Genomic DNA, 26,781 nt, shown 5'->3' with positions numbered 1-26,781 from the left:
GCGAAAGGAAGCCTTCTCTAATCATGACGCAGTGCATCTACCGGCTTCAGAGAAGCTGCTTTGTTGGCAGGAAATATCCCGAATACAATTCCAATTACGGCTGAAAAGGCAAACGAATATATGACAATATCTATTTGGATGGCGGTTGCGACGGACATGAAATGAGTCATGGCATAGCAGGCGGCATAAGCCAATCCGATACCGGCCAAGCCGCCCATTCCGCTTAAAACGACGGACTCAATCAGAAATTGCAACAGAATATCGCGTTTCTTGGCGCCCAGCGATTTGCGGATGCCGATTTCCCGTGTCCGCTCCGTAACGGACACCAGCATAATATTCATAATTCCGATTCCCCCAATAATTAGGGAGATGCAAGCGACGCCCGCCATCATCGTGGACAGCGTCTTCGTGATTGAGCTCATCGTATCCTTTACATCTTGCTGGTTGAAAATGTTGAAGCTGTCCGTATTGCCACGGAACAAGTTCGTCAGCTTCGCTTCCAGTTGTGCCGAGACATCGCCCATTTTCTCCTCTTGTGCGACCTTAACGCCAACAGAGCGCACGCCAGCCGACTGGAACAAGCGCTGTGCTGTTGTGATAGGGATGAGAACTTTCTCGTCATTCGATCCGCCGAGCGAGCTGCCTTTCGGCTCCAGCAAGCCGATTACTTTAAACCGTACACCGTTCAGCAATATCGTTTGTCCGGTTGGATCTGCTCCCTTGAATAATTCAGCTGCTGTATCTACGCCAAGCAGGGCAACTCGGGAATAACCTGTAATATCGAGGGGTACGATATAGCGGCCGCTTTGGTTTTTGAAATCCTTGACCCGTTCATAGTCTGGCGTAATGCCTTCCACAGATACGGATGAGGCTTCAGTCGTGCCATTTTTAACGGTCGCATTTCCGGATACTGTGGGGGCCAGTCCCTCGATATCCGGAATATCGTCAGCCAAATGAACCGCATCGTCCAACGTTAGTGTCGTTTGGCTGCCCCGTCCCATAATATTGACAGACAGCTGATTCGTGCCAAGGCTTTGCAGCGATTGCTCAACTGCATTGGAGGAACCTTGACCCATGGCCATCAAGGAAATAACCGTAGCGACTCCAATTAAGATGCCGAGCATCGAAAGGAAGGTTCGCAGTTTATTGGAGCGTATACTGTGCCATGACATTTTGAATCCTTGCGACAGCTTCACGTCCATTCCCCCTTTCCTCTGTCAGGACGCCGTCGTTCATGAAGACGACTCGTTTTGCGTGGGCGGCCACCTCCATGTCATGGGTGATAAGGATGATCGTATGCCCCTCGTGATTGAGTTTCTTGATTAGTTCCATTACTTCTTGTCCTGTTTTCGTATCTAAGGCACCGGTAGGCTCGTCAGCAAGCAGGATTGGAGGATGCGCAGCCAGTGCCCGGGCAATGGCTACCCGCTGTTGCTGCCCGCCTGACAATTCGCTTGGCCGGTGTCCCATCCTGTCCTCCAATCCGACCTGACGCAGTGCCTGTACAGCCATTTCCTGTCTATCTTTTGCTCCTAATCCGCGATAGATAAGCGGAAGCTCTACATTTTCAATGGCGGTAAGCTTGGGGAGCAGGTGGAAACTTTGAAAGATAAATCCGATCTTGCGATTGCGAATATCCGCCAGCTTGTTGTCGCTCAATCGGCTCACTTCCACTCCATCCAGCATATAGCTGCCGGAGCTTGGCGTATCCAGACAGCCGATGACATTCATCAGAGTGGACTTACCGGAACCCGAAGGGCCGATAATAGCTACAAAATCCCCTTGTTGAATATCGAGATGAACCCCTTTGAGGATTTGAACCTCCTCAGGCCCCATTTGATATGACTTTTTCACATCGCATATAGTAATGATACAAGGATTGCCTGATACATTCTGCTTCATTGGCGACCACCTCTACCTCCTGAAGACCCGTTAGGGAAGCTAGACCCTCCAGGGAATCCGCCGCCGAAGCTTATGCCGCCCTGGCGTTGTCTCTGCTCTGTACCGCTGCTTCCACCAACTTTGCCTTGCGGGATAGCCACTAAGACAGAATCTCCAGCATGGAGGCCTGACGTAATTTCGGCATACGTATCATTGCTGATACCGATGGCGACCTCCATGAGCTTACCACCACCTCCTGTGCCTGCTGCCTGTCCGAGGTATCCCCCATTTCTCGTATATCCTTGCCCTGCATCACCAGCAGCGGCGCCAGATCCGCTGCGGTTGGCTTTGGACCATCCTTTACTAGAGCGTTCATTGTCTCCATTTAGGCGAGGGGTTTCATTGCTGTCCTGCTGGGACAAGCTGCTTGCATTGGCTGGTTGGTTATCGGTCTCCTTAGCATCACTCTCTGGGGAAGTAGCACTCCCATCTTCATCAGGTACACGCACATAATGTTTACTGCCCATGGTAATGACTGCATCGACCGGAACAAGCACGACATCCTGCTTCGCTTGCGTAACGATATCAGCTTGACCCGACATGCCCGCAAGCACCCCTTCTGCCTTGGTTAATCCGATATTCACATCGTAAGTCGCTACGCCATTTGAGCTATTGCCTTCTTTTCCGATCGATGTGATCTTTCCGGTAAATTCTTTATTCGGGAAGGCATTAAGCGTCACTTTGGCTGTCTGTCCAGTTTTAATGGATGGGATATCTAATTCGTCAGCCGACATTACAAATTTCAAGTTCTCATAGTTTGCAATGACAGCTACCACCGTATTTTCGTTCACATCATTCCCATCTTCGATCTGGCTTTCCTTAATAGTTCCTGAAGCTGGAGCGACCACATCATGATTTTCCGCTTCCTCTGCCTGTAGACTTGCAAGCGTGGACTCATTTTGCTCGATTTCTAAGGTGAGTGATTCCATGTTTATCTGAATGGAATCCCGGTTTTCCTCAGGCGCTTCTTTGTATTGCTTCTGGAACTGCTGCATTTGCAGCTGCTGCTTCTTGATAGACAACTCCGTCTGCTTGATTCGCTCGGAATTGTCTGTCTTCTTAAACGCAACGAGCGTCTGTCCTTTTTTACTTGATCGCCGACCTTGAAGTTGATTTTGCTGATGGTTCCTTTATAGCCTGCCTTTACGTTGGTCACCTCTGCTACGTCAACAAGTCCGGAACCAGATACTTTGGTTTCGATATTTCCCTTGACCGCCTGTACGGTTCGAGCTGCCGGATTGGAAGCAGAAGTCTGCTCTGCCGGCTGCCGGGTCAGATATATTGCGATGGCCGCGCCTGCTGCAATTAATATCGCTGTCACATACACCCATTTCCTCATCATTCTAATCCACCTTTACCGGTTCTAGGGGGCTGCACCTCATTCGATGTTCCCGATAAACATAGGGTACTTGTCTTAGATGAATGATCCATTAAAGCTCACTGAGCATGAACTGAGCGTTAGCTGAATAATTGCTGAAAGCCAAACGAAGGACAACAAATAATGCCATAATGGTCTTAGTTTTCATTTTCGCGATCAGATTAGTATAATAAAGCCTATATTTCAGAAAAGAATTAAGGGGGGCATCATGGCGAAACGAAAGTGGATGATAGGCCTGATCGTCCTATTCGCTATATTCGGTTATGTAGCTGTTCGATTTTTGTCCTCCACATTTGCGGTTGAACGCTTGGTGCAGCAGCTTGAATCGGGTCAGGATACGGAACGGCATCAATCGCTCAAACATATCGTGCTTATTGCTCAGGAGCTGGATAATCCCTTCTGGCGCACGGTGGAGCAGGGGGCAAAGGAGGCGGCCGCACAGTTCGGCATGAATATCGAATACGCCGGCCCAATACGCATTAATCCATCCGAACAGATGAAGCTGCTGTCTAAAGCGATTGCATCCAAGCCGGACGCGATTCTGACACAAGGGATCGACGAACCACAATATAACGAGCTGGTGAGCAAAGCAATCGAGCAGGGCATTCCCATTGTAACCGTCGATTCAGACGCCCCGAGCAGTAAGAGATTAGCCTATATCGGGACTGATAATCAAGCGGCAGGGGTGCAAATGGGACAGTTGGTCGTTCGTGATTCAGCCCACCAAGGGAAGATTGGCGTTATTCTAGGCAGCGAGCATGCCGACAATCAGCAGATGCGGCTGGAGGGATTCCGAACGATTATCGAGCAAACTCCAGGCTTTGAAATAGTAGCGGTACAGTCATCGAATATTTCGCGAATCGAAGCCGCGAGACAAGCCGAGCTCATGCTAAGTGAACATCCTGATATTCGAACGATGATTGGATTCAGTGCATGGGACGCAGTTGGCATTGTCGAAGGCCTTCAAGCCCTGCATAAGAGCGGGGTCACTGTATTTGGCTTCGATGATGTGGAGGCAACCCAGCGTGCAATTGCGCGTGGCGATATCGCTGCATCCCTTGTGCAGCAGCCGAAAGACATTGGATTCGAAGCTGTATCTGTCCTGCACCGTATTTTTGAGCATAATCCATATCCGAACACACACTATACAGGTACTAAGGTATTAGACAAACGATGAATATACGGAAAAAGTTATTGATCTTCATTCCAGCACTGCTCATTATGAGCAATGGCGTTTCCTTTTTTATTTTCCAAAGCGGGACAACCGTACAGCACAGCTATAATGTGATGCTGGAACGGGTATTGATGTACAAACAGATTGCAGGCCAAGCCGATAACAACCTGCGTGCCTTAAATATATACCTGCTTGATCAAAGCGACAGTGCGCGCAAGGAATACCTTCGGGAACGAGATAGGCTGATTGTGCTCCGATCAAAATTAACAGAGCAGGTTTCTAACCTTCCATCCTCAGGAGCGGCAGTCCGCAATTATCGGAATCTGTTGGACACTTATATCGAGGAGGAGGCCGCTGTGCTTCAAGCGCGAGAGGAGCCTAGTTCCTTGCGTTATGTTCCTCTTTATGAGGAGTTGGAGGCAACAGCCGGCTTTATTCGGGAAGAGGGACATCAGCTCATTGATGAAGAGCTGCGCTTTTATCAGCCGTTCTACCGGCAAATTTTCACTCATACAGAAGCGATGAATCAATGGGGAATCGGCATTTTTATCTTTAATACGCTGCTCAGCATCGCGCTTGCTTATTGGCTTTCTCTAGGTATTACCGAGCCTATCAAGCGGCTGGTAAATGTGGCGAGAGCGATATCCCGCGGTAATTTGCAGAGCAAGCCCCCGCAGGTGGAGGGCAACAACGAGCTTCGCACGCTTGCAGAAGCCTTCGGACGTATGCAGGCTGATCTTCTGCAAATGATCGAGAAAGATAAAGCGAGCTTAGAGAAGGATCGACTTGTGAAGGAGCTGGAGCTCAAGGCGCTGCAAAATCAAATGAACCCGCACTTCCTGTTCAATTCGCTTAATGTGCTTGCAAAGCTTGCTTTGCTGGAGGGCGCTGAACGTACAAGCGATTTGACAGTGTCTATGTCCAATTTGCTCCGGTATAATCTGCGCAAACTCGATCAACCCGTGCCGCTTCGGGACGAGGTTGAGCAGGCGTAGGAATACTTTACGATTCAGCAGGCTCGGTTCCGTGACCGCATCCAATTTGTAACGCAAATCGATGAGACAGCCTTGGATGTGCTTGTTCCGGTGCTCACCCTGCAGCCGATTCTCGAAAATGTATTTGTGCACGGCATTGAGGGAATGGAGGCGGGAGCGGTCGTAACCTTGACTATCGAACATGTGCTGGATGGGGTGCGGGTATCGATCGCGGACAATGGCATGGGAATGTCGGAGGAGACGCGCAATTCCTTACTCCAAATGGATGAGGGAGCAACTGATTCTCGTTCCGGTGGAGGCGGGCAATCTACAGGGATAGGGACATATAATGTGTTTCGGCGACTGGAGCTGTACTATGGCAGAGCGGATCTGGTCGATATTTATAGCGAGCCGGGCCAAGGTACGACGGTAATGATACGAATTCCGAACATCGTGGTGCAATCCGAAAAAGACCGGTGAGAGTTGTCGTGATGAGAAAGGAGGGGGAAGATGTATCGTTTGCTGATTGCCGACGATGAGGCATTGGAACGAGAAGGCCTAGAGTGGATTATTACGAGGATGATGCCCGACACCTTCGAGATTATCCATGCGGATAATGGCCGTGTGGCCATCCAGAAGGCGGATGAGCATCGTCCGCATATTGTGCTGATGGATGTGCGGATGCCCGGTATTCAGGGCTTGGATGCCTTGAAGGAGATTAAGGAACGCAATCCACTCGTGAAAATGGTGCTGATTACGGCCTATGAATATTTTGACTATGCCAAGCAGGCTCTTTCCCTTGGGGTGAAGGAATACTTGGTCAAGCCTGCCAAGCGGGAGCAAATTGTGTCAATTCTTCAGCGGCTCGTTGATGAGATCAAGGATGAGCGTAGAAAGCGGGATGAGCAGCTTGCCATTCGGGATAAATTCTTTCAGCTGCTCCCATTAGCCGAAACCGAGCTCTCTCTTGCCTTAATGGCTGATCAGGCTTATATGGCAGATGCCTTGCAGCTAGCGGATATTTTGGAGCTTTCGCTTGATCGGGGATATGCAATTGTCGTTGCTATAAAGGATATGAAGTCGGCTTCAGGGCTACAATTAGCAGAGAATTGGCAGCTAGCGGTCGATGCTGTGAAGAGTGCAGTAAAGGAGCAGATAAAGGATCGATTCAACTGGATTGCAAGCCCAATTATCCATGAGCATATGGCTATTTTTATCTTGGATAAAGAAACAATACAGGGAGAACCAATGCAGGAGGATGTGTCCGGCATTGGAACCGAGATTATAAATTCCCTGCGCAGACAGTGCGGGTTGGACGTTATGATCGGTGTTGGAACCATTCAGCATCATATCGAGGGGATACGGCGTTCTTATTATGAAGCGGTGTTTGCCTCGACTTGTCCAAACTCTTGGGGAAGTCTATGCCGATTTGAAGATTTGCAATTGGCTGCGGACAATGCCTCTTGGCAGCCCGATGATAGGTACGAACGTGGAACTGCTGCCGAAGGAGCTTATGTGGAGCATGCAATCAAGCGGATTCGCGAGGAGCGGGAACAACAGACAGGGAATGTCGTGGATCGAGCTGCGGCCTATATTCTTGATCGGTACGATGAAGAGCTTTCCTTGGAGGAGGTAGCAGAGCATGTCCACTTGAATCCGCATTATTTTAGCAAAGTCTTTAAGCAGCAGACGGGTGAAACCTTTATTGACTACGTCACAAGACTGCGGATTGACAAGGCCAAGGCGCTTATTTTGGACGGACAATACAGTCTGAAGGAAGTGTGCTATATGGTAGGCTATAAAGACCCGAATTACTTCAGTCGTGTATTTAAGAAGGTAACAGGCGTAACGCCAACTGAATATCGCAGTACAGAGAATTAAGTTCATGCCCGTATGTTGGCATGGACTTTTTTGTCTTTCAGACAAGAATGTGCTAGTTCGCGGGCAATGTTTGGAATTCGTTCTGATGGGGAACGATATTATGCTGATGATCCGCAAGGAAGTGAAGGGTTTGACTGTCATGATCGGACAGGCTGGATGTTATAATGAAGCTCCAGTCATCATTGATTCTACTCAAAGGGGTATAAGGTTATGAGTACGCAACAAGACGAACACAATCAAATAAATATGAAGTATGTTACGCTTGTATCGATTGTAGCCGCACTCGGTGGTTTGCTGTTCGGTTTCGACACTGCCGTTGTCTCTGGTGCAATCGGTTTCATGAAAGAAAAGTTCGGCCTGTCCGAATTCCAGGTTGGCTGGGCAGTTTCCAGCTTAATTGTAGGATGTATTGTCGGGGCAGCAAGCACAGGCATTTTGGCGGACAAGTTCGGCCGTAAAAAGGTACTTATTGCAGCAGCTCTTCTGTTTATTGTCGGCACAGTGGGTTCAGCGATTCCAGCAACGTTCTCAGGCTATATCGCAGCGCGTATTGTCGGCGGTCTCGGAATTGGGATTACTTCTACGCTCTGCCCGCTCTATAATGCGGAGATTGCGCCGGCGAAGTTCCGCGGGCGTCTGGTTGCCTTGAATCAGTTGGCAGTCGTAACGGGTATTTTTGTCGTCTATTTCGTCAATATGGGTATTGCTGGCGCAGGCGATCATGCTTGGGGCGTGGAACATGCATGGCGTTGGATGTTCGGCGTAGGAGCCGTGCCAGGCGTACTGTTCCTAGTACTGTTGTTCTTCGTGCCAGAAAGTCCTAGATGGTTGATTACGCAGGGCAGGGCAGCGGAATCCTTGCCAATTCTGTGCAAAATTCACGGCGACGAATTGGCTCGCCAAGAAGTGTTGGATATTAAAGAATCATTCAAACAGGAAAAAGGTTCTATCAAGGATCTATTCAAGCCGGGGCTTCGTCTGGCATTGATCGTAGGCGTCGTGTTGGCAGTGCTTCAGCAGGTAACGGGCATTAACGCGGTCATGTATTACGCACCTGAAATTTTCAAACAAGCAGGTGCAGGAACGAACGGAGCGCTCATACAGACGATTCTTGTCGGGTTCATCAACTTCGTGTTCACGATTTTGGCACTGTGGTTGATTGACAAAGTCGGCCGCAAAGCGCTGCTCCTCGTCGGATCTGCCTTAATGACGATATGCTTGTTCGTTATCGGCCTTGCATTCCAGACCGGGCACTCATCCGGCTGGCTGGTGTTAGTCTGCATTCTGGTATACGTAGCAGCCTTTGCCATATCGCTTGGCCCGGTTGTATGGGTGATCATGTCCGAGATATTCCCGAACCATATTCGCGGCAAGGCTACGGCGATTGCGTCTATGATGCTGTGGGCGGCGGATTATCTCGTTTCCCAGTCGTTCCCGCCGATGCTTAGCTCTGCGGGGCCGGCCATTACGTTCTGGATATTCGGCATATTGGCGCTGTTCACCGTCTTCTTTACTTGGCGTGTTGTACCCGAAACAAAGGGGAAATCGCTGGAGGAAATCGAGAATATGTGGACTCCGTCCAAGGCGTAATATTGGAGATTGCTGCATTCTATAGAACCACTCTGTCATCCGTGAAGCGGCAGTACAGAGTGGTTTTTTGTTATTCCGGCCTAGGTACAGTTGCTGCGGCAAGCTGGCTGAATTATGCTGAATTCATGCAAGATGAAACTGATAGTAAATAAGAAATCAAAAGGAGCTGCTTAGGCGAAGTAGTTAACTACTTGCAGAGCAGCTCCTTTGTCATGTCTTTACTATTTTTGAATATAGAAAATAAGTTGTCCATTCTTAACAGGGTCTTGCGCGAGCGTATAGCCGTGCTTCACCACTTCTTCCGGTACGTTCTTGAAGGCGGCTGGACAGTCGGCAATTACTTGCAATACTTGTCCTTTCTCCATATCCTGCAATGTCTCTAACGTGTAGATAACGGGATATGGGCAAGGTTCTCCTCTAAGATCCAATGTGAAATCAATCGTCATTGTTTTGCATCTCCTTTTTTGAATCCAACGCCGAAGCGGTAATTTTTTGCCAGTAGCTAGCTACAGCATAACCGATTGCAAGCAATACAAGTGTGACAATGATCGCCCAAGCTGGACCCATCACAGAAATCAGATTAATCTTCGCGCCACTCTTCACGAGCAGGTCGAATACGCCAAGATGATCCCAAGCGTACGCAAGAGCAGTAGCGCCAATAATGTTGCCGATGAAAACAGGCAGGAAGATGACTTGTCCTTCCATGAGGCGGTACATCATCCCTGTCTCGCAGCCGCCTGCAAGGACGATACCAATGCCGAACAGGATGCCGCCGATGAATGTGCTTGGTGCTGCCATTTTCGTAATCGGCTCGACGCCGTTCACGAGAATAACGATAAGCGTTAGGACAGAGCTGATCGCCATCCCGCCGATAATAGCCTTGGTCATCGTTGCGCGTCCGCTAATCCACAGATCGCGGAAAGCGGAGGTGAAGCAGATCTGTCCTCTTTCGATCAAGATGCCGAAGGCAGCCCCGAAGATAGCAGCTACGCCGAGCATTGTTTGGCCTGCTAGGAAGAAGTACACAATAAGTCCAGTATAAGCCAGTGCAACAAGCCCGCCGATATAAGGCTGAACTTTTCTTGTTTGTTGAATGGTAGGCGCGGCATTCCCTTTTTGCAGGATCGGCTTGCCTTTCCACCATTTAGTGCCTACGATCTTTACCCCGGCATAGGTTCCTATGGCAGTCGCGACCATGAAGATCCAGGCATGGAACGAGAATTGCGGCACGCCTGTGAAGAAGGCAGCCAAGTTGCAGCCAAGCGCGAGCCGTGCGCCCGCACCTGCGATAATGCCGCCGATCAGGCCCTGTACCAAGCGGCGCTTCTGCTTCGGCATGCGAATTTTGAAATTGTTGCTGAACAGGATCATGATGAGCGCGCCAATGAACATGCCCCACACGATCCAGCCGTCCGTACGCTCGAATGTCGAGCCCTTCATTTGTATCAATTTGAAGTAAGCCCAATCGGAAATATCGACGCCGAACAGTTGGAGGATATGTCCTCCAAAGCGCGTAAACTCGCCGGTGACGGCCCATACCGTGTTGGTAATGCCGAAGTACAGCGCGCTGAGTACGCCTGCGATGCCGATCGCAACGTAAGGGCTCCAGTAGTTGGTGAATAGCTTGCGTAACGAATCTTTCATCTTTTCCCTTACCCCTTCAATCCCTCATAGCTAAAAGTGCGAACACGATCGAACTATGATTTGTTTGTATGCGGCAATTCACATCCGAACAAGAGATGAGATGCAAATAAAACCATTCTCCATTTTACTACAAACTGCTTACTAGCGGGGGAATTCGGGGGTGATACTTTTTTACCTCAAATGGAAATTCAAAAAATCGATTATGACGTGTCACAAAATGAGTACCTTATCTGTCTTAGATTATGTAACCAAATCCAAGATGAGGTGAATGAAATGAAATTGCGCTTTAATTACCGAACGGCAAATGCCCCTGCTTATCAAGCCATGCTAGCTTTGGACAAATTCGTCAGCGGTACACTTGATCCGGTGCTGCTTGAACTCATTAAGATACGGGCTTCTCAAATCAATGGTTGCTCCTTCTGTATCGATATGCACGCAGCAGATCTGATGAAGATGGGCGATCATACGAAGCGCATCATGCTGCTTAGTGTGTGGAGGGAAGCACCAGTATTCACTGACAAAGAAAAGGCTGTTCTGGAATTAACAGAATGTGTGACAGAAATAGCGGATGCGGGTGTACCACAGTCGGTATATGAAAAGGTACGCGAGCATTTTTAATGAGAAGGAATATGCAGATTTGATTCTCGCGATTGCGACGATTAATTGCTGGAATCGCATTGCCATTTCGACAGGAATGCATCCGGGATGCTTCGATAAGTAGAGGGGAGCCTTGTGCTCCTCTTTTCTTATTTGCTCCATGGATCAGTATAGCCTTGGAATGGTAGAATGAGGGGCAAAGGAGGGGGAACATGGATGTAAAAGAGCTTCATTCGGTTCATACACAGGAGGCTGATCCTGTTGAACAATTGTATCGCAGCTATCGGCCTTTAGCATTTTCAATTGCATATCGGATGCTGGGCACGGTGTCTGATGCGGAGGATGCCGTGCAGGATTTATTTGCGGGTATGGTTGGCAGGAATTTGGACGATGTCAGGCATATCAAGCCGTATATCGCCAAGTGGATGACGAACCGATGTCTGAATGTGCTGCAATCTTCTCGTCGAACAAGGGAGACGTATTTCGGGGAGTGGCTTCCAGAGCCTATCGTTGAACAAGGAGAGCAGCCCGATCAAGTGGCGGAGCGTGCAGATTCGTTGTCCTATGCGTATATGGTTATGCTTGAACGGATGACTCCGATGGAGAGAGCCGTATTTCTGCTGAGAGAAGTATTCGAATATGAGTATGAGGAAATCGCAGATGCGGTAGGCAAGTCGACTTCCAACTGTCGCAAAATATTGAGCCGCGCCAAGGAGCACGCGCGAGAATATTCCCCCTCTGCCAGTCAAGATACGGAAGCCAGACGTACGCTTGTCTCTAAGTTCGTTACTGCCTTTCAGCAATATGATATGGAGGCATTGTTGTCCTTGCTGTCAGAGGATGTACGACTGACTACCGATGGAGGAGGCAGAGTCCATGCTGCTATGCGGCCTATTATAGGCAGAAGCCGTGTACTGAGGCTGCTCACTTCTCCTAAAGCGTTCGTGGCGCTGCGAAGTTGGGATCTATCCTTCACTATGGTAAATACGAGTTTGAATATGGTGTACTGGGAGCAAGGAGTTGTGAAGGCGGTATGCTGCTGTGAGCTAACGGCTGAGCAAGATCGCATAAGCAACGTTTATGTTATATTTAACCCGGATAAGTTGGATCATATAAGTCGTATAGAAAAGTAAAGTAAGTCTTCCCTTTCTTCCGTTATTTATATGTGATTATGTTCACATATTGGCAAAGGTACTGGTTATATACTGATTACGCGACTGAAATTTCCAATATTATAGCTCAAGAATATGAAGTAAGTAATGAAGAAGTATATTCCGATATTGTAGATTTCTTGTGGCAGCTTAATTCTGTTGTAGAAATAACCCAGACTGAAATAAAGGATATAATCAGTGAAAAGCATATGGAAAAAATATAAATCAGATTTTATTCTTATAAATAGTATGGTTTTACCTATGCTTTCAGCGCATCTCATGCAATTATTATTCCAAATAGGGGATCAAGCTATTGTTGGCAGGCTATCCATTCATGAATTTGCTGCTGTTGGTATTGTAGGATCGTTTATTTATTTTATAACAGGCTCAATTGGACTTCTTGGCGTGGCATTCAATATTATTGGTGCAAAGTATCTTGGGAATGATGATAAAAAATCATTCGGCGATATATTTAATTCAAGTATCACGCTTGCAGTCGTATTAGGGGTTATTTGCGAATGTCTAATTTTAATTGGCGGTAAATGGGTACTTGTGTATTTGTATGGGCTTGATTCATTAACGTTGAAGTATTCCGAAAATTACCTTTATATTAGTGGCATAGGCATAGGTATTAACCTTGTATTATTTATATTTTCCGCTTATTTTAAAAACTTGCGAAAAACTAAAATATTTTTTATAAGTACCATAGTCGCTAGTATTGTAAATATATCATTGGATTATGTACTGGTTTTTGGCAAGTTAGGTTTCCCGCAATTAGGTACTACCGGTGCTGCAATAGGGTCTGTAGTTGGTTTGCTTTCAAGCGTATTTATCTGCATCATAGCTTACAAAAAGCATAGTTTTCACATTTTTAGATTGAGGTTCAATAGAAGTCACTTGAAAGAGCTTGTAAAATTATATATTCCTCTTTCCCTACAGGATTTGGTTGAATCTTCTTTGTTTATGATCTGTTTAACTATGATTGTGTCAAGACTCCATGTGACATCTATAGCTTCCTATAATGTAATAACAACCCTATTGGAATTTTTAATGCTTCCTGCATATGCATATGCTGGTTGCAGCATGACTTTAACCGCTCAAGCATATAGTAAAAATAGAGACTATTTCACTTATGTTAAGATCGCATTTTTATCATCATTCCTAATTATTATTCCTCTTAGTATAGTTATAGTGAATTATTCTTCTTACATAAGTGGGTTCATTACAGATAAAGTTGAAGTAATTTCACAGATAAAAGATTACCTGATGATTGCTTTATTGATTTCCTTCATCAATGCTGCCCAACAAATCATGAAATATACTTTACAAAGCATAGATTATGAAAAATGGGTAATGTATTTCTCTACAATTATCTATGGCATATCCATAGTGATCATCTGGATTTTATCTCTACATGCAGGATTATGGGGAATCTATTTTGGTTTAGGAATATGCTATTTGATATTAATGGTTGGCTTCCTTAGTAAGTTAGGGAGAATTTCAAAGTTATAGCCCTGATTCGTACTCACTAGGTATATATCATTTTGAACTCGGATAAGTTGGATTATATATAGTGGGGTCAGGGGGCTGCAAATGACACTGGATGAAGTCATGGCGAAGCTGGAAGCGATGGGCACAGAGCAAACGAAGAAAACGTTCCTCCGACATGGGGCACCAGAGCCGCTGTTTGGTGTAAAGATCGGCGATCTGAAGAAGCTGGTCAAGGAAGTTAAGAAGGATCAGCAGCTTGCGCGTGCGCTGTTCGATACAGGGAATAGCGATGCGATGTATTTGGCAGGGCTGACGGTCGATCCATCTGTAATGACCAAGGAGCTTCTGCAATCATGGGCCCAAAAGGCTTCATGGCATATGATTGTAGAATGTACGGTAGCTGGTGTGGCTGCGGAAAGTCCGTATGCCCTCGAATTAGCGCGCGAATGGATGGCATCCAGTGAAGAGCTGATTGCGACATGCGGCTGGAGCACCTATCTGCACTATATCTCGATTACTTCGGATGAGAAGCTGGATATCGAAGAGTTGAGGAGAATGCTCGCGCTCGTCGAGTCGACGGTTCATCAGGAACGCAATCGGGTGAGGTACGTTATGAATCAATTTGTCATTGTAGTGGGTTCGTATGTATTGGCCTTGCATGATGAGGCAATGCGAGTGGCAGAAGCCATTGGCAAGGTGCAGGTCAATATGGGCGAGACAGCTTGCAAAGTACCGGAAGCGGCGGCCTATATCCGCAAAGTGAAGGCTGCAGGCAAGCTCGGCGCTAAGCGAAAGACATGCATATGTTAAGATGAAGCACAGGATATGGGATCCTGTGCTTTTTTGATTCGTGTTGACTTCGAGTGAACTCGAAGGACTACAATACAGCCATCTACGAAAAATCGCTAAAGGAGAGATGGCTTGTGTGGAACACCAAGATGACTGTAACTGAATATGGGGGGCCGGAGGTGTTGAAGGCCATTCAAGAACCGATTTGTACACCTGAAGTAGATGAGGTGCGCGTAAGGGTGCAGAGTGTGGGCGTAGCGCTTGCGGATATTATGCGCAGGGAAGGATTATATCCGATGTCGCCTAAAGTGCCGTTTGTTCCTGGTTATGATGCGGTTGGGATTGTCGAAGAAGTAGGAGATGCTGTGGACGATTATGTGGCAGGGGATCGCGTAGCCGTATTTTTCAATGGGACAGGAAGTTACGCTTCACATGTGTATGCAAGAGTAGATGAGCTTGTTCCGATTCCTGCACAAATCGATGCGGCCGAAGCAGCAGCGAGTATATTGAATTATGTGACGGCGTATCAGATGCTGCATCGCATCGCAAAGGTGGCGGAGGGTGAGCGAATTCTTATCCATGGCGCGAGCGGCGGTGTAGGGACAGCATTGTTGGATTTGGGGCGATTGGCAAAGCTGAAGATGTACGGAACAGCCTCGGCTGCGAAGCATCAGGTCGTTGCAGCATACGGTGCGATGCCGATAAACTATAGAGCAGAGGATTTTGTTGAAGTGCTTGCTCAAGCAGCTCCTGAGGGCATGGATGCCGTGTTCGATCCAATTGGCGGCTCTAACTGGAAACGCTCCATGCGGACGTTAAGTTCGAAGGGGCGCTTTGTCGGTTATGGCTACACATCCGTGCTGGAGAAGGATCATCATGCTAACGATTGGGTGAAGGATTGGACAGGGACGGCCGCACGCGGGACAACGGAAAGCGGGAACTCTGTGTATATGTATAGTATTACAGCGCTGAAAAAGGATCGATTGGATTGGTTCCGTGAGGATGTGCAATCCGTCATGTCCCTGCTGGTAGCGGGGGAGATTCACCCGCTCATCTCCCATCGAATTCCGCTGCAGGAAGCAGCCCAGGCACAGCAATTGCTGACAGGATCTCATTCGATCGGTAAAATCGTCCTTGTGACAGAGGAGTAATCGAGACAGCGGGAAGGAGCAAGGGGATGTATTCCATTGGAGAAGCGGCGCGACTAACCGGAATATCTGCCTACACGCTTCGATACTATGAACAAATCGGTCTTCTCCACAGCCCACAGCGTTTGGGAGGGAAGCCGGATGGCGTTCGGCAGTACGACGAGCAGGATGTAAGGTTTATCCAATTCATTTATGGATTGAAGCAAACAGGTATGAAGCTAGAGGACATAGCGGCGTTTACAGAGGACGGATGCCTGTTGTCTGGGAATCGCTTGCCGCATGATATAGAGGACACTTTGCATAAACGAATAGGCATGCTTGATCGTCATCTTGCGCGGCTTGACGCGCAGATTAAACAGCTTGAATCCGTCAGAAAGATTGCTGAGGAAAAAAGAAGCATGTATGATGCGATGCTGCTTGAACAGCTGCAAAAGAATGCTCAAAAGGACTAACCAATGAAGGCTAGTCCTTTTTGTATTGTATTTTTTATTGTGTATCAGGGTTATGCTTCCAACAATTTTTGTCTCAATGTTTGTACTTTCCCCTCGGGCAGTCCAATTGCCGCCAAATAACGCTCGCTGCCGCCATACTTGGCATGAAGATGTTGAAGCATCATCTCCATATTGCTCGGATCACAGCCAAGGAAGCGCTCGTACAAGTCGACGGGCATTCCTTTCGGTCGGCTGGCGCGCAGGTCATTCATAATCGGAATCAGGCATTCAGCAGTCATGGCATAGTCTTCAATAATTGTTGCATGAGGTATACCCGCCAGATCCAGCAGCAGGGCCGCTACCATTCCTGTCCGATCCTTGCCTGCCGTGCAGTGGAAGAGTACAGCCTCCCCTGAATGGTCAGTCAGAAGCTCGAACACACGAAGAAAAGCCGCTTGGCTATTGTCCAGCATGCTGACATACAGTTCACCAAGGCTAGTAACGTGCGGCTTGTTCGTCGTTGCTGGATTGATAAGATCAACATTGTAGTAAGCAACCTGATCCGAATCGGCGAATGCATCCTTGGCAACGGCCAGCTCTTGTGCATAACGCAGGTCGATGACCGTATGGATACCGCGTTCAAGCAATATCTCTTGATCCTGCTGAGTCAGCTTATGTTGACCGTCCCCGCGATAAAATCGCCCCCACTGGATTTCGCGTCCGTTCACCGCTTTATATCCGCCGAGATCCCGTACGTTGCAGGCGCCTTCCAATTCAATGATCCTTGCAGGCTGCCGTTCTATAAATTGATTCTTTTCTCCGTTCATCATCTCTGTCCGCCTCTCTTGAAGTAGGTAAGTCTATGCTATCATAGATAGCATAGAAGAACCAAAATAAGAATTGGTGAAGAATGCAGACTTCAGAATTAGCAATGAGGTGTCGCCATGAATATTACATTAGGGCTATTCGCCCATGTGGATGCAGGAAAGACGACCTTTGCCGAGCAGATCCTGTATCATACACGAAGCATCCAAAGCCGGGGACGGGTAGATAATAAGGACGCTTTTTTGGACAGCCATGAGATAGAGAAGGAACGCGGCATTACGATATTCGCCGATCAGGCGGTGATGACCTATAAAGGGAATTCGTACACACTTATTGATACTCCTGGGCATGTCGATTTCTCTGCAGAAATGGAGCGTGCGATTCAAGTCATGGATGCTGCGATCATTGTCGTAAGCAGCGTGGAGGGCATTCAGGGACATACGGAAACGGTATGGCGGCTGCTGCAGAAGCAAGGTGTGCCGACGATATTCTTCCTTAACAAAATAGATCGGATCGGCGCTGATGTGGAGCGAGTCATCGAGGAAATCCGATTGAACCTGACTGCCGACATTCTGGAGATGTCATCGTATTGTTCAGATGGGGAATTAGGTGATGATGTGATTACATTTATGGCTGAGCGAAATGATGAGTTGCTCGAGCTCTACTTGGGGGGGAGCTATGAGCAGGCCGAATGGCTGCGAGCGATGCGGCATATGCTTGCTGAACGAAAATGGTTCCCGTGCGTACGTGGTTCGGCACTTCAGGATGTTGGTGTTGAACAAGTCCTGGAGCTGATACATCAGTTTATACAGACCGGCTATGTCAGTGAAGGGGATTTTGCCGGACGAGTATATAAGATTCGCTATGACGATCAGGGTACACGAATGACACATATGAAGATTATGAGCGGCTCCCTGTCCGTCCGGGATGAAGTTCGATATCGCGCAGGATCGGATGCCTTCATGGAGAAAGTGACATCTATACACATCTATAGCGGCCAGAAGGCACAGCAGGTTGATCGTGCAGAAGCAGGGCAGCTGTGTGCAGTAACAGGGCTCACGGCTGCATCTGTAGGGGATGGGCTTGGTATGTTAGAGGAGCCGGCTGCTTATCATATCATACCTACGTTAAAGTCCAAGGTTATCTTTCCTGCCGATTTGCATGTGAAAGAGGTGCTGGCCTGCTTCCATCGGTTGGATGCGGAAGACCCTGTTCTTCGCGTGCAGTGGGATGAGCATGTACAGGAGATTCATATTCATGTCATGGGAATGATTCAACTGGAAGTGCTGGAACGAATTGTGAAGGAGCGCTTTGGCATTACCGTATCGTTTGCTGTCCCAGAAATCCTTTATAAGGAGACGATACGTTCTGTCGCGAATGGGTGCGGACACTTCGAACCGCTCGGACACTATGCGGAAGCACGCTTGCGGTTGGAGCCTGGAGAACGAGACAGCGGGATTCAGGTATTCAACGAATGCCATCCCGATGAGCTTGGTGTCAATTATCAAAACTTGATTATGCAGCATCTGCTGGAACGGGATCACCATGGCCTGCTTACGGGATCGCCACTAACGGATGTACGCATTACCCTGCTGACAGGGCGTGCTCACAATCGGCATACGAGCGGCGGTGATTTCCGTGAGGCCTCTTTCCGTGCGCTGCGTCAAGGGTTGGAGCAGGCAGACAATGTGCTGCTGGAGCCGTACTATAATGTGAAAATTACGGTGGATGCAGACGATATGGGCAAGGTGATGGCAGATGTGCAGAAAGCGCATGGTACACTAGAGCCTCCGGACTTTGTTGGAAGCAAGGCGGTCATTATCGGGCGGGTGCCTGTGTCAACCTTCATGAACTACAGCACAGAGCTTGCAGCGAATACACAGGGCAAAGGGATGATTCAGATTCTGTTCGGCGGCTACGATATCTGCCATAATGCCGATGAAGTGATCGCACACAAGGGCTACGATAAGGACGCAGATCCGGCCTATACCTCTTCTTCGATATTCTGTTCCAAGGGACAGGCGTATCGAGTTTCCTGGGATGAGGCGGAATCTCATATGCATAGCTAAGATATTCGTGTAGCACATGCATCGTGATTATGCGGTAAGCATAGCTTCACTACCGTAATAAATAACAGGCTGTCCAATAGGAAAGGGAATCCTTGCTGGGATAGCCTGTTATTCTTCGGCTGCTTTCACTCGCTTCTTCTATATAAATCAATTATTTTTTTGCATTTCCAATAGATAAACCATACTTAGTTCTGACTCTTTTTATTGCTTCTACTTCTTCTGATTCTCCCTCTAAAACCTTTTCAACAAATGATTTAACTTCACTGTTATTTCTATATGACTCATATAGTGCTTCCTCTAATGAGTTCAACTTCTTAGAATTATAATAATTTGTAATAACAGAAAAATAAGTGCCAATAGCAAGAATATGATTACATATATTGAGCTGTCCATAAGGCTCCTCCCTATTTTCCTCAAAATTAAGTAAGAATAGAGCACTTGAGGAACAAGGGGAGGGGAAACGGATTTCCCCAGCTTGTCCAAAGTGCTCTTAATTGGCCCAGTAACACCACTCGAAAACCCTATTGCCACAACGATTTAACGATGTTCCGGACTTACATACGTAAATAATTTAGGTAGAAAAGAGCATTGATAGGCTTAATTTTGTTCCGAGACTCACCGTTTGCGGGTGGTAACAGCGACTGGTATTACCCCTAAAATTGTATTGTGAAGAATGTTACGTTATATCAATTTATCCCAAATCAAAAGCAAGCCTTGCTAACAGCTGTGATTCCTGCCAATTCAGCAACCAAATCTTTAGCAGCTGAGCCTAAAGCTTTCCATTTCTCACTTGCAAACGAAGCGCCCCAAATTACTTTAGCCGCTTCGGCAGCGCCACCCAAACTTTTGACTAATTTGCCTATTTTCACAATCTTAGCGATTGGCACGGCAGTGGTCACAACTAAACCTGCAATAGCTAATCCACATTCCCAAACTCCAGCAGGTTGGATCAACTCTTCATAATCGTCGGAATCTGTAACTTTTACTTGGCTGCCTATACTTATAAAGTAATTATTAATAGTCGACGCATCATTTGAATGTAAGACTTCATCTGGAATGTTATAAATGTCATTTAGAATACGTTGAAAAGAATTCTGAGAAATGCTTTGGAATTTTTCCATCTCAGGATCTGGGCTTTCAGCTGCAGTAGCAACTGATCCTGACGAAAGACCAAAGGTAACAAACATGGAGAATACAACCAAAGAAATTAAACCCTTGACCCACTTGTTATTTGTGGCAATCTTCATGTTTTGTAACGCTCCTTTTCTTTTAAATTTTTCCACATTTTCATAGTATCACATAGCATTATATATGCATAGTATATATTTCCAATATGACAAAACATTTCAATATTCTACAATGATTATGAATGAATGTAGGATATGGTTACCTGATATCGGTGATGAGAATAGTCGGTAAGCTGCGAGATGATGTTGGGGTTAGTTGTGTTGATGGTTTGCGGACATATTGGTGAGTAGTATTCAGACTTATCATAGTCTTCAATCTTCCATTCCTGTTCCAAGGGAAAGACGATCGATTTCCTTGAGGCGAAATCCCATATGCATTGCTAAGATATCGTGTAGCGCGTGCATCGTGATTATGCGGCAGGCATAGCCTCACTACTGTAAACAATAACAGGCTGTTCAACAGGAAAGGAAGTTCTTGCTGGTACAGCCTGCTATTCTTCGGTTACTTAAGCGGGTAATTTCATTTCTGTCTTCCTTATTCAGCGCCTTGCTGTTCGAACAACTTTACAATTTCAACAATGACCTCAGTAGCCTTCTGCATATTGTCTACAGACACATACTCATAGCGGCCATGATAGTTTTCGCCGCCTGTGAAAATGTTCGGTGTAGGCAGCCCCATATAAGACAATTGCGAACCGTCTGTACCGCCGCGGATTGGCTTAATTACAGGCTCTACGCCAATGTTTTTCATCGCTTTATAGGCAATATCGACAATGTGCTTCACGGGCTCGATTTTTTCACGCATATTGTAATATTGATCCTTCAGCTCAAGGCTGATGCGTTCGGCTCCATACTTCTCTTGCAAGCTCTTCACGATGTTCTCCATGTTCTGCTTGCGAGCATTAAAGTTATCTCTATCGAAATCACGAATAATGTAGCGGAGCTTTGTCAGCTCTACATCGCCGCTAATGGAAGATAGATGGTAGAAGCCCTCATAGCCTTCTGTCGATTCAGGCGCTTCCTCAACGGGAAGCTGGCTGTTGAATTCCATGGCGATTTTCGCTGCATTGACCATTTTATTTTTAGCCGTACCTGGGTGAACGTTCTTGCCCTTAAAGGTTAGTGTAGCTTGTGCAGCATTGAAGCTCTCATATTCCAGCTCACCAAGCGGGCCTCCGTCTACGGTGTAAGCATATCGAGCATTGAATGCTTCTACATCGAAGCGATGAGGGCCTCTGCCGATTTCCTCGTCCGGCGTGAAGGCAACGCGAACCTTCCCGTGCTTGATTTCTGGGTTGCGGATCAAGTACGCCATCGCTGTCATAATCTCGGCAATGCCGGCTTTGTCGTCTGCGCCAAGCAATGTTGTGCCATCAGTCGTAACGAGCGTATGTCCGATGTAATTATGTAATTCAGGGAAGTCTTTTGGCGAGAGAACAACGCCTTGAGCTTCATTGAGCACAATGTCCTTGCCATCGTAATTTTCAACCAGTTGAGGGTTCACGCCCTCCCCAGAAAGCTCGGTAGCGGTGTCTATATGGGACAAAAATCCGATCGTAGGAATGTCCTTGTCTGTATTAGCAGGAAGCGTAGCCATGACGTAGCCGTTCTCGTCCATTGTCACTTCTTCCATGCCGAGCGCTTTCAGCTCATCAACGAGCAGGCGTGCCAAATCGAGCTGTCCAGGTGTGGAAGGGCAAGTTTCGCTGTCGTCGTTGGATTGGGTATTCACTTTGACATAGGATGTAAAGCGTTCAATTAGTTCTTGTTTCACGACATTCACCTCTGAATAGTAGCGTATCAAACTCTCTTCATCTTACCACGAATGGCAGGACTTTACCCTATTTGTGGCAATGTCTCTTTGGAACGTTATTCGAGGGAGTGAGCCATCCCCTTCTTCATGAACCTTTTCTATTTTTGAATGGGGATGTAAATCCATATCGTCGACTGTGGATGATGCGGACCATAGAAGTCACATCCATATATCTCGAAGTCTGCCCGATCGGCGAGGCGAAGCGGTGTGTTGCTCAGCCATGTTCCCCAGATGTAATCATACGTGCTTCGAAGCTGCTGGGTAGTCCCTATATGCTTGAAGACGGCATAGGCACCCGCAAATATCGTATACGCACGCATGCCATGGGGAATGTCAGCAATACGCTCCACGGAGAATCCAGCCATGTGTCCAAACGGCGAGTGCTCTGTGATGTCCCTGAACTCGACATCGTGCTGCGGCGGACATATTCCGTAGCCAGTGAGCTCCGGCGTCAAAGCTTGAATCTCGTGACGCCGTTGGAGTAGTTCCTCCCACAGTTTCGGTATCGTATTGTGATCGGGAGAGACAGCTCCGCTAACCCCTACGACATGAATATCATCCTCTATTTCTGCGATGTTGGGGACAAGGCTAATGGTATCCAGCCGATGCTGCAGACGATCGCCCAACAGTGTGCCCTTCTCCAGGAATATAGGGCGCATGCTGCGCTTGCGGAAGCTGCCAGGCGTTGCGCCGAATACTTGCTTGAAGGAACGGGAGAAGGCCTCTTGGGATTCGAATTGATATTCTAAGGCAATGTCCAATATAGAACGCTCGCTCGAAAGTAAGGCTACGGCTGCTTCGGTTAATCTACGCTTGCGAATGTAGTCGCCGAGTGTTTCCCCTGTCATTGCAGCAAAGATACGATGAAAATGATAGTATGATAAATGGACAGAGGCGGCTACACGCTCTGCATCCAGCCGCTCTGTCAAATGTGATTCGATGAATCGAGTCGCTTGTTCAATTTGTTTCTTATATGTTTGCATAACTAATCACCACTTATTTTCATTTGCCAAAAATCAGGTGCATAATCATGGTGCTGCATCGTTACCTGTACACGATCTACCGGCATTTTCCCGCCTACGGGCACAGTATACCATGGATTATCAATTGGAGAACCAAAGCATATATTGATGATTCGGTCATCCAAATCGAACAGCATGGATCGCAATGTGCCGAACCACTGATTGTAATTATGAACGGCCAAGCCTTGCGGGTATTCGGTTGAGACCAAGGACTGCAGATCCTCCATCGTTACAGAAGCAGGCTTCTCCAAGAATTGCTGCAGGATGTGTTGGCGGATGACCGAATGGTTCAGCTTGCCGGGTTCAAGCTGCTCAATATCTGCAAACAACGGATGATTCGTGGCTGCGACATAAGGAGCTTGGCTCGCCTCTTCTACCTCGCGAATTGCTTTGTGCCCGTCAAAGGTTTCGATTAGCGCTGCATGGCCATGCGGATCGCACACGATGAGGTTCATGTTGGATGCAATCGGCATTTCTTTCACAAGTCGCACCGCTTCACTGACATTGCGGCATTGCTCTAAGACGGCTCGTACCACGGCCCAGAATTGCAAGCCGCTAGCTCTAGGAGGTCTCATACCGGGCGCGTTGCCTACAGGCATCCCGCAGGCGGAGAAGGTAACACATAATCCATGCTCATTCATGCCCTCCGTTCTACCGAACAAAAATACGGAAAATCCAGTATGCTTATATGCCTTCTCGATCGACGTAGAACATAACCTCATATCATCAACATTAGGTGAAAGATCGTAATTGCGGAGCATGTACGTGTGCCCATTCGCCGTTTTAGCCGGCAGGATGGCACAATGGCTGCATCCTGAATGAAGAGCAGAGTTAGCGTAATAAGAAATCAGTGATGGCGGCACTTCTAATGCCGCACAGAAACCGTCAATTTCCTCCGTTATTCCCGGACAATATTGTTCGAGCAGTGCGACTGCTTCTTTCCATTGATCAACAGGTAACGGCTCGTTCAATAAAATGCCTTGTAAAAAGTGAGGATGCTTCTTCGCAAACTCCCCTTGCTGGTACCCCGCCTCATAACGCGTTCCCTCGATAGAAGAAAAATAGCCTTGTATTTGCTGCATAAATAAATCTCCCTTCACTAATGTCATCTCTTGTTCCAGTGTAGCGGGATAAGTTGCTCCTGGTATGATATTTCCTGCTGACTTATCGGGACGGTGCAGCAAAGCGGCCTTATGGCCAATTTAGCTGTCTCTGGCTTCGAGCCAAATCCTTATCAAATTCTGAATTCCTTAATATTCACTTAACGAAAGGAACAATTTCCCTAGCAGGACGTCATAATATATATCGCTTTTTACGTAAGCAGCAGAACTGGAATGGCATAAGGGGGTTGTATTCATTCCGCTGTAAGAAAAGGAGTAATTAGCTGGAAGCTGAATTAGTATGTACCAAAGGAAGACGCTCCTTCAAGCAGAAGCGTTTTGTTAGCATACATGGAAAGGGAGATAGTCACATGGGCAAGGAAACCGTTCTTGTCGTTGATGATGAGAAGGAAATTATTGAACTTTTGCAAATTTATTTGAAGAATGAAGGTTACGATTTGCTTCAGGCATCCAATGGATTAGAGGCTTTGGAGCTGCTGGAGAAGCATGATGTGCAGCTGATTATTTTGGATGTGATGATGCCTCATATGGATGGCATACAAGCATGCATGAAGATTCGGGAGGAACGCAACACCCCTATTATTATGTTGTCCGCGAAGGATCAGGATATAGATAAAATTACAGGGCTTAGCATTGGCGCCGATGACTATGAGACGAAGCCGTTTAACCCGCTTGTGCTGATGGCGCGGATTAAGTCTCTGCTACGGAGAACGAAACAATTCCGGCAAGAGGGAATTCAGTACAATGAACATGAAATCTTCATTGACGATATGGTGATCAATACGGCGAACTATACGGTGATGGTAGATGATATTCCGGTAAAGCTGACACCACGGGAGTTCGCCATATTAAAGCTGCTTGCGGTGAATCGCGGGATCGTGCTGAGCATGGAAAAGATTTACGAGGAAGTGTGGAACGAGCCCTTCATGGAATCTAAAAACACAGTAATGGTACATATTCGTAAGATAAGGGAAAAAATCGAGAAGGATCGCCAAAACCCGCAATATATTAAGACGGTGTGGGGAATCGGCTATAAACTGGGATAGGAGCGGATATGAAGAGACGATTCATGACATCAAAATGGCTGAATTCGATTCGGTGGAAATTCCTGATTACGTTTATTGCCAGTATCGGTGCTACGGGTATTATTTTGCTGCTTGGGCAGCTGCTGGTTTCTTATTTGATGCAGCACAAGCCGTATAATATAGCATTGACATGGGTGATCAACAATATCGGCTCAAGGCCCGTCTATGTCATATCAGGATGCCTATTATTTATTTTTAGCTACTATCAACTGAGTCGTCCTATATTGAGTCAGATAACACAGATCTCAAATGGGCTTCAGGAGATGGCGAACGGAAATTTCGATGTGGAGATTCAGATCGATTCGTCGGACGAGCTAGGAGATATTGCACATCGAATTAATGATGTAGCGACTGAATTAGACAGCTACCTGCAAGAGATCACTCATGGGCTGGGCGAAATCGCCACGGGTGAGCTGCAGCATGAAATACCGGTAAGATCAGTTCAAATGCTGGGCAAAGTAGCGGAGAGCATTAACCGAATGAGTCGGCAGTTAAGCCAATCGATTGAGGAAGAACGGAAGGCGGAGAAAACAAAGAGCGATCTCATTACGGGGGTATCGCATGATTTGCGCACACCGCTAACATCTATACTCGGTTTCCTCGAGCTTATTGAGAAGGATCGTTATCATGACGAGGTGGAGATTCGCTATTATGTCAACATAGCCTATGAAAAAGCGCTCGACTTGAAAAAATTGATCGACGATCTGTTCGAGTATACACGCATTAATAATGGACTTCCGCTTCAAGTACAGGAACTGCATATTACGAGCTTTATCCGTCAATTAGTGGAAGAATTCGTACCGATTCTGGAAAAGGCAGGCTTGGAGTGCAGACTGAATGTAGAAAAGGAAACGCTCAAGGTTCTAGCAGACGGCGACAGGCTCGTTCGGGCTTACGAAAATTTATTGTCAAATGCGATTCAGTATGGTCGCAAGGGGCGATATATCGACATCGAGATCCAGTCGCTGGACGAACAGGCGGTCATTCGTATTATCAATTACGGCGACCCGATACCGGAGCGGGATTTACCATTCATCTTCGACCGATTCTATCGCGTGGAGCAATCCCGTTCCAAGGAGACAGGCGGAACAGGGTTAGGACTGGCGATTACGAAAAGTATTATCGAGGTTCATGGAGGGCAAATCGCGGCATACAGCAATCCGTATCAAACGACATTCGAAACGATACTGCCTGCTGTTTAGAAGGATCAATCGAGCGACGGGGCAATTCCTTCATTGCCTTCTGTCCAGATTCAACTTCAAGTAGATGCGGGAACGTTTACAGGGTGGGCGTTGGGGCTTGAGTACACTGCTTAGGCTCAACTGTATGGCAAGGCTCATTTAAGACTCAGTGAGCCTTTTTAAGATGCTGTTCATGGGTAAGGAGTTTAGCGAATATTTGCATGATCAGCAGGCATAGACTAAAGATTGTTCTGTCGGTTACAATATGGGAAATTCATGCCATTCACAG

23 protein-coding genes and 2 pseudogenes are annotated in these 26,781 nt (G+C 47.2%); 14 read left to right on the top strand and 11 right to left on the bottom strand.

Annotated elements, in window-relative coordinates:
* Nucleotides 1-17 precede the first annotated feature (17 nt).
* Genes PAV_RS08510 through PAV_RS36045 form a run of 4 tightly spaced genes read right to left on the bottom strand, consistent with a single transcriptional unit; the run spans nucleotide 18 to nucleotide 3,283 of the window.
* Nucleotides 18-1,202, bottom strand: a complete 1,185-nt coding sequence (locus PAV_RS08510) for an ABC transporter permease (protein ID WP_005545192.1) — start codon at nucleotides 1,200-1,202, stop codon at nucleotides 18-20.
* On the bottom strand, nucleotides 1,144-1,902 hold the full coding sequence (locus tag PAV_RS08505; protein WP_005545191.1) for an ABC transporter ATP-binding protein: 759 nt from the start codon (nucleotides 1,900-1,902) through the stop codon (nucleotides 1,144-1,146). The genes PAV_RS08510 and PAV_RS08505 overlap by 59 nt, the downstream gene beginning before the upstream one ends.
* Nucleotides 1,899-2,978 (bottom strand): efflux RND transporter periplasmic adaptor subunit, encoded by a 1,080-nt coding sequence (locus tag PAV_RS32250; protein ID WP_238555799.1) that lies wholly within the window; start codon nucleotides 2,976-2,978, stop codon nucleotides 1,899-1,901. The genes PAV_RS08505 and PAV_RS32250 overlap by 4 nt, the downstream gene beginning before the upstream one ends.
* A complete protein-coding gene (locus PAV_RS36045) occupies nucleotides 2,873-3,283 on the bottom strand; it encodes a hypothetical protein (RefSeq protein WP_238555783.1) in 411 nt (136 codons plus the stop codon). The genes PAV_RS32250 and PAV_RS36045 overlap by 106 nt, the downstream gene beginning before the upstream one ends.
* Before the next feature lie 244 nt (nucleotides 3,284-3,527).
* Between PAV_RS36045 and PAV_RS08490 the strand changes: the two genes are divergently transcribed.
* The 5 genes from PAV_RS08490 (at nucleotide 3,528) to PAV_RS08475 (ending at nucleotide 8,938) form a co-directional block, all read left to right on the top strand.
* Nucleotides 3,528-4,496 (top strand): sugar-binding protein, encoded by a 969-nt coding sequence (locus PAV_RS08490; protein ID WP_005545188.1) that lies wholly within the window; start codon nucleotides 3,528-3,530, stop codon nucleotides 4,494-4,496.
* Nucleotides 4,493-5,488, top strand: coding sequence for a sensor histidine kinase (locus PAV_RS08485; protein WP_005545186.1), 996 nt, complete (start codon nucleotides 4,493-4,495; stop codon nucleotides 5,486-5,488). The genes PAV_RS08490 and PAV_RS08485 overlap by 4 nt, the downstream gene beginning before the upstream one ends.
* A 78-nt stretch (nucleotides 5,489-5,566) precedes the next feature.
* Nucleotides 5,567-5,947 (top strand): sensor histidine kinase, encoded by a 381-nt coding sequence (locus tag PAV_RS37195; protein WP_005545184.1) that lies wholly within the window; start codon nucleotides 5,567-5,569, stop codon nucleotides 5,945-5,947.
* A gap of 30 nt (nucleotides 5,948-5,977) precedes the next feature.
* Nucleotides 5,978-7,348 carry an AraC family transcriptional regulator gene (locus tag PAV_RS08480; RefSeq protein WP_005545183.1) on the top strand — a complete coding sequence of 457 codons (1,371 nt, stop codon included), beginning with the start codon at nucleotides 5,978-5,980 and terminating at the stop codon, nucleotides 7,346-7,348.
* A 210-nt stretch (nucleotides 7,349-7,558) separates the two neighbouring features.
* Nucleotides 7,559-8,938: a sugar porter family MFS transporter gene (locus PAV_RS08475; RefSeq protein ID WP_005545179.1), complete on the top strand. Its 1,380-nt coding sequence runs from the start codon at nucleotides 7,559-7,561 to the stop codon at nucleotides 8,936-8,938.
* A gap of 221 nt (nucleotides 8,939-9,159) precedes the next feature.
* Here PAV_RS08475 and yedF read toward each other — a convergent pair whose 3' ends face one another.
* Nucleotides 9,160-9,384: a sulfurtransferase-like selenium metabolism protein YedF gene (gene yedF / locus PAV_RS08470; protein WP_005545177.1), complete on the bottom strand. Its 225-nt coding sequence runs from the start codon at nucleotides 9,382-9,384 to the stop codon at nucleotides 9,160-9,162.
* Nucleotides 9,381-10,582: pseudogene (gene yedE / locus PAV_RS08465) on the bottom strand (selenium metabolism membrane protein YedE/FdhT). The gene yedF and the pseudogene yedE overlap by 4 nt, the downstream one beginning before the upstream one ends.
* 273 nt (nucleotides 10,583-10,855) lie before the next feature.
* Here yedE and PAV_RS08460 point away from each other — a divergent pair.
* The 6 genes and pseudogenes from PAV_RS08460 to PAV_RS08435 all read left to right on the top strand — a co-directional run bounded on the left by PAV_RS08460 (nucleotide 10,856) and on the right by PAV_RS08435 (nucleotide 16,210).
* A pseudogene (locus tag PAV_RS08460) lies at nucleotides 10,856-11,303 on the top strand (carboxymuconolactone decarboxylase family protein).
* Nucleotides 11,304-11,391: 88 nt separating this feature from the next.
* Complete coding sequence (locus tag PAV_RS08455) at nucleotides 11,392-12,312, top strand: RNA polymerase sigma-70 factor (RefSeq protein ID WP_005545170.1); 921 nt, start codon at nucleotides 11,392-11,394, stop codon at nucleotides 12,310-12,312.
* Between the two features lie 216 nt (nucleotides 12,313-12,528).
* Entirely contained in the window at nucleotides 12,529-13,842 is a 1,314-nt protein-coding gene (locus PAV_RS08450; RefSeq protein ID WP_005545168.1) for an MATE family efflux transporter, read from the top strand.
* A gap of 81 nt (nucleotides 13,843-13,923) precedes the next feature.
* Nucleotides 13,924-14,631, top strand: a complete 708-nt coding sequence (locus tag PAV_RS08445) for a DNA alkylation repair protein (protein WP_005545166.1) — start codon at nucleotides 13,924-13,926, stop codon at nucleotides 14,629-14,631.
* Between the two features lie 113 nt (nucleotides 14,632-14,744).
* Nucleotides 14,745-15,761 (top strand): medium chain dehydrogenase/reductase family protein, encoded by a 1,017-nt coding sequence (locus PAV_RS08440; protein ID WP_005545165.1) that lies wholly within the window; start codon nucleotides 14,745-14,747, stop codon nucleotides 15,759-15,761.
* Between the two features lie 26 nt (nucleotides 15,762-15,787).
* On the top strand, nucleotides 15,788-16,210 hold the full coding sequence (locus tag PAV_RS08435; RefSeq protein ID WP_005545163.1) for a MerR family transcriptional regulator: 423 nt from the start codon (nucleotides 15,788-15,790) through the stop codon (nucleotides 16,208-16,210).
* Nucleotides 16,211-16,260: 50 nt separating this feature from the next.
* Here the strand turns inward: PAV_RS08435 and PAV_RS08430 are convergent, their stop codons facing one another.
* Nucleotides 16,261-17,019 (bottom strand): tyrosine-protein phosphatase, encoded by a 759-nt coding sequence (locus tag PAV_RS08430; RefSeq protein ID WP_238555782.1) that lies wholly within the window; start codon nucleotides 17,017-17,019, stop codon nucleotides 16,261-16,263.
* A 114-nt stretch (nucleotides 17,020-17,133) separates the two neighbouring features.
* On the opposite strand from PAV_RS08430, the gene PAV_RS08425 reads away from it, so the two are divergent.
* A complete protein-coding gene (locus PAV_RS08425) occupies nucleotides 17,134-19,083 on the top strand; it encodes a GTP-binding protein (protein ID WP_005545160.1) in 1,950 nt (649 codons plus the stop codon).
* Nucleotides 19,084-19,784: 701 nt separating this feature from the next.
* Here the strand turns inward: PAV_RS08425 and PAV_RS08420 are convergent.
* The 4 genes from PAV_RS08420 to PAV_RS08405 form a co-directional block, all read right to left on the bottom strand.
* Nucleotides 19,785-20,330 (bottom strand): hypothetical protein, encoded by a 546-nt coding sequence (locus PAV_RS08420; RefSeq protein ID WP_005545158.1) that lies wholly within the window; start codon nucleotides 20,328-20,330, stop codon nucleotides 19,785-19,787.
* 475 nt (nucleotides 20,331-20,805) lie between these two features.
* Nucleotides 20,806-22,044 carry a peptidase T gene (gene pepT / locus PAV_RS08415; protein WP_005545156.1) on the bottom strand — a complete coding sequence of 413 codons (1,239 nt, stop codon included), beginning with the start codon at nucleotides 22,042-22,044 and terminating at the stop codon, nucleotides 20,806-20,808.
* 137 nt (nucleotides 22,045-22,181) lie between these two features.
* Entirely contained in the window at nucleotides 22,182-23,066 is an 885-nt protein-coding gene (locus PAV_RS08410; RefSeq protein ID WP_005545154.1) for an AraC family transcriptional regulator, read from the bottom strand.
* Between the two features lie 2 nt (nucleotides 23,067-23,068).
* On the bottom strand, nucleotides 23,069-24,187 hold the full coding sequence (locus PAV_RS08405; protein ID WP_005545152.1) for a C45 family autoproteolytic acyltransferase/hydrolase: 1,119 nt from the start codon (nucleotides 24,185-24,187) through the stop codon (nucleotides 23,069-23,071).
* 389 nt (nucleotides 24,188-24,576) lie between these two features.
* On the opposite strand from PAV_RS08405, the gene PAV_RS08400 reads away from it, so the two are divergent.
* Nucleotides 24,577-25,272 (top strand): response regulator transcription factor, encoded by a 696-nt coding sequence (locus tag PAV_RS08400; RefSeq protein WP_005545150.1) that lies wholly within the window; start codon nucleotides 24,577-24,579, stop codon nucleotides 25,270-25,272.
* Nucleotides 25,273-25,280: 8 nt separating this feature from the next.
* Nucleotides 25,281-26,513 (top strand): sensor histidine kinase, encoded by a 1,233-nt coding sequence (locus PAV_RS08395; RefSeq protein ID WP_005545148.1) that lies wholly within the window; start codon nucleotides 25,281-25,283, stop codon nucleotides 26,511-26,513.
* Nucleotides 26,514-26,781 lie beyond the last annotated feature (268 nt).

It is taken from the genome of Paenibacillus alvei DSM 29, from assembly GCF_000293805.1.
Classification (GTDB): Bacteria; Bacillota; Bacilli; order Paenibacillales; family Paenibacillaceae; genus Paenibacillus_B; species Paenibacillus_B alvei.
Note: the sequence above shows the minus strand (reverse complement) of the source record. Positions and strands in the feature narration are given on the sequence as shown.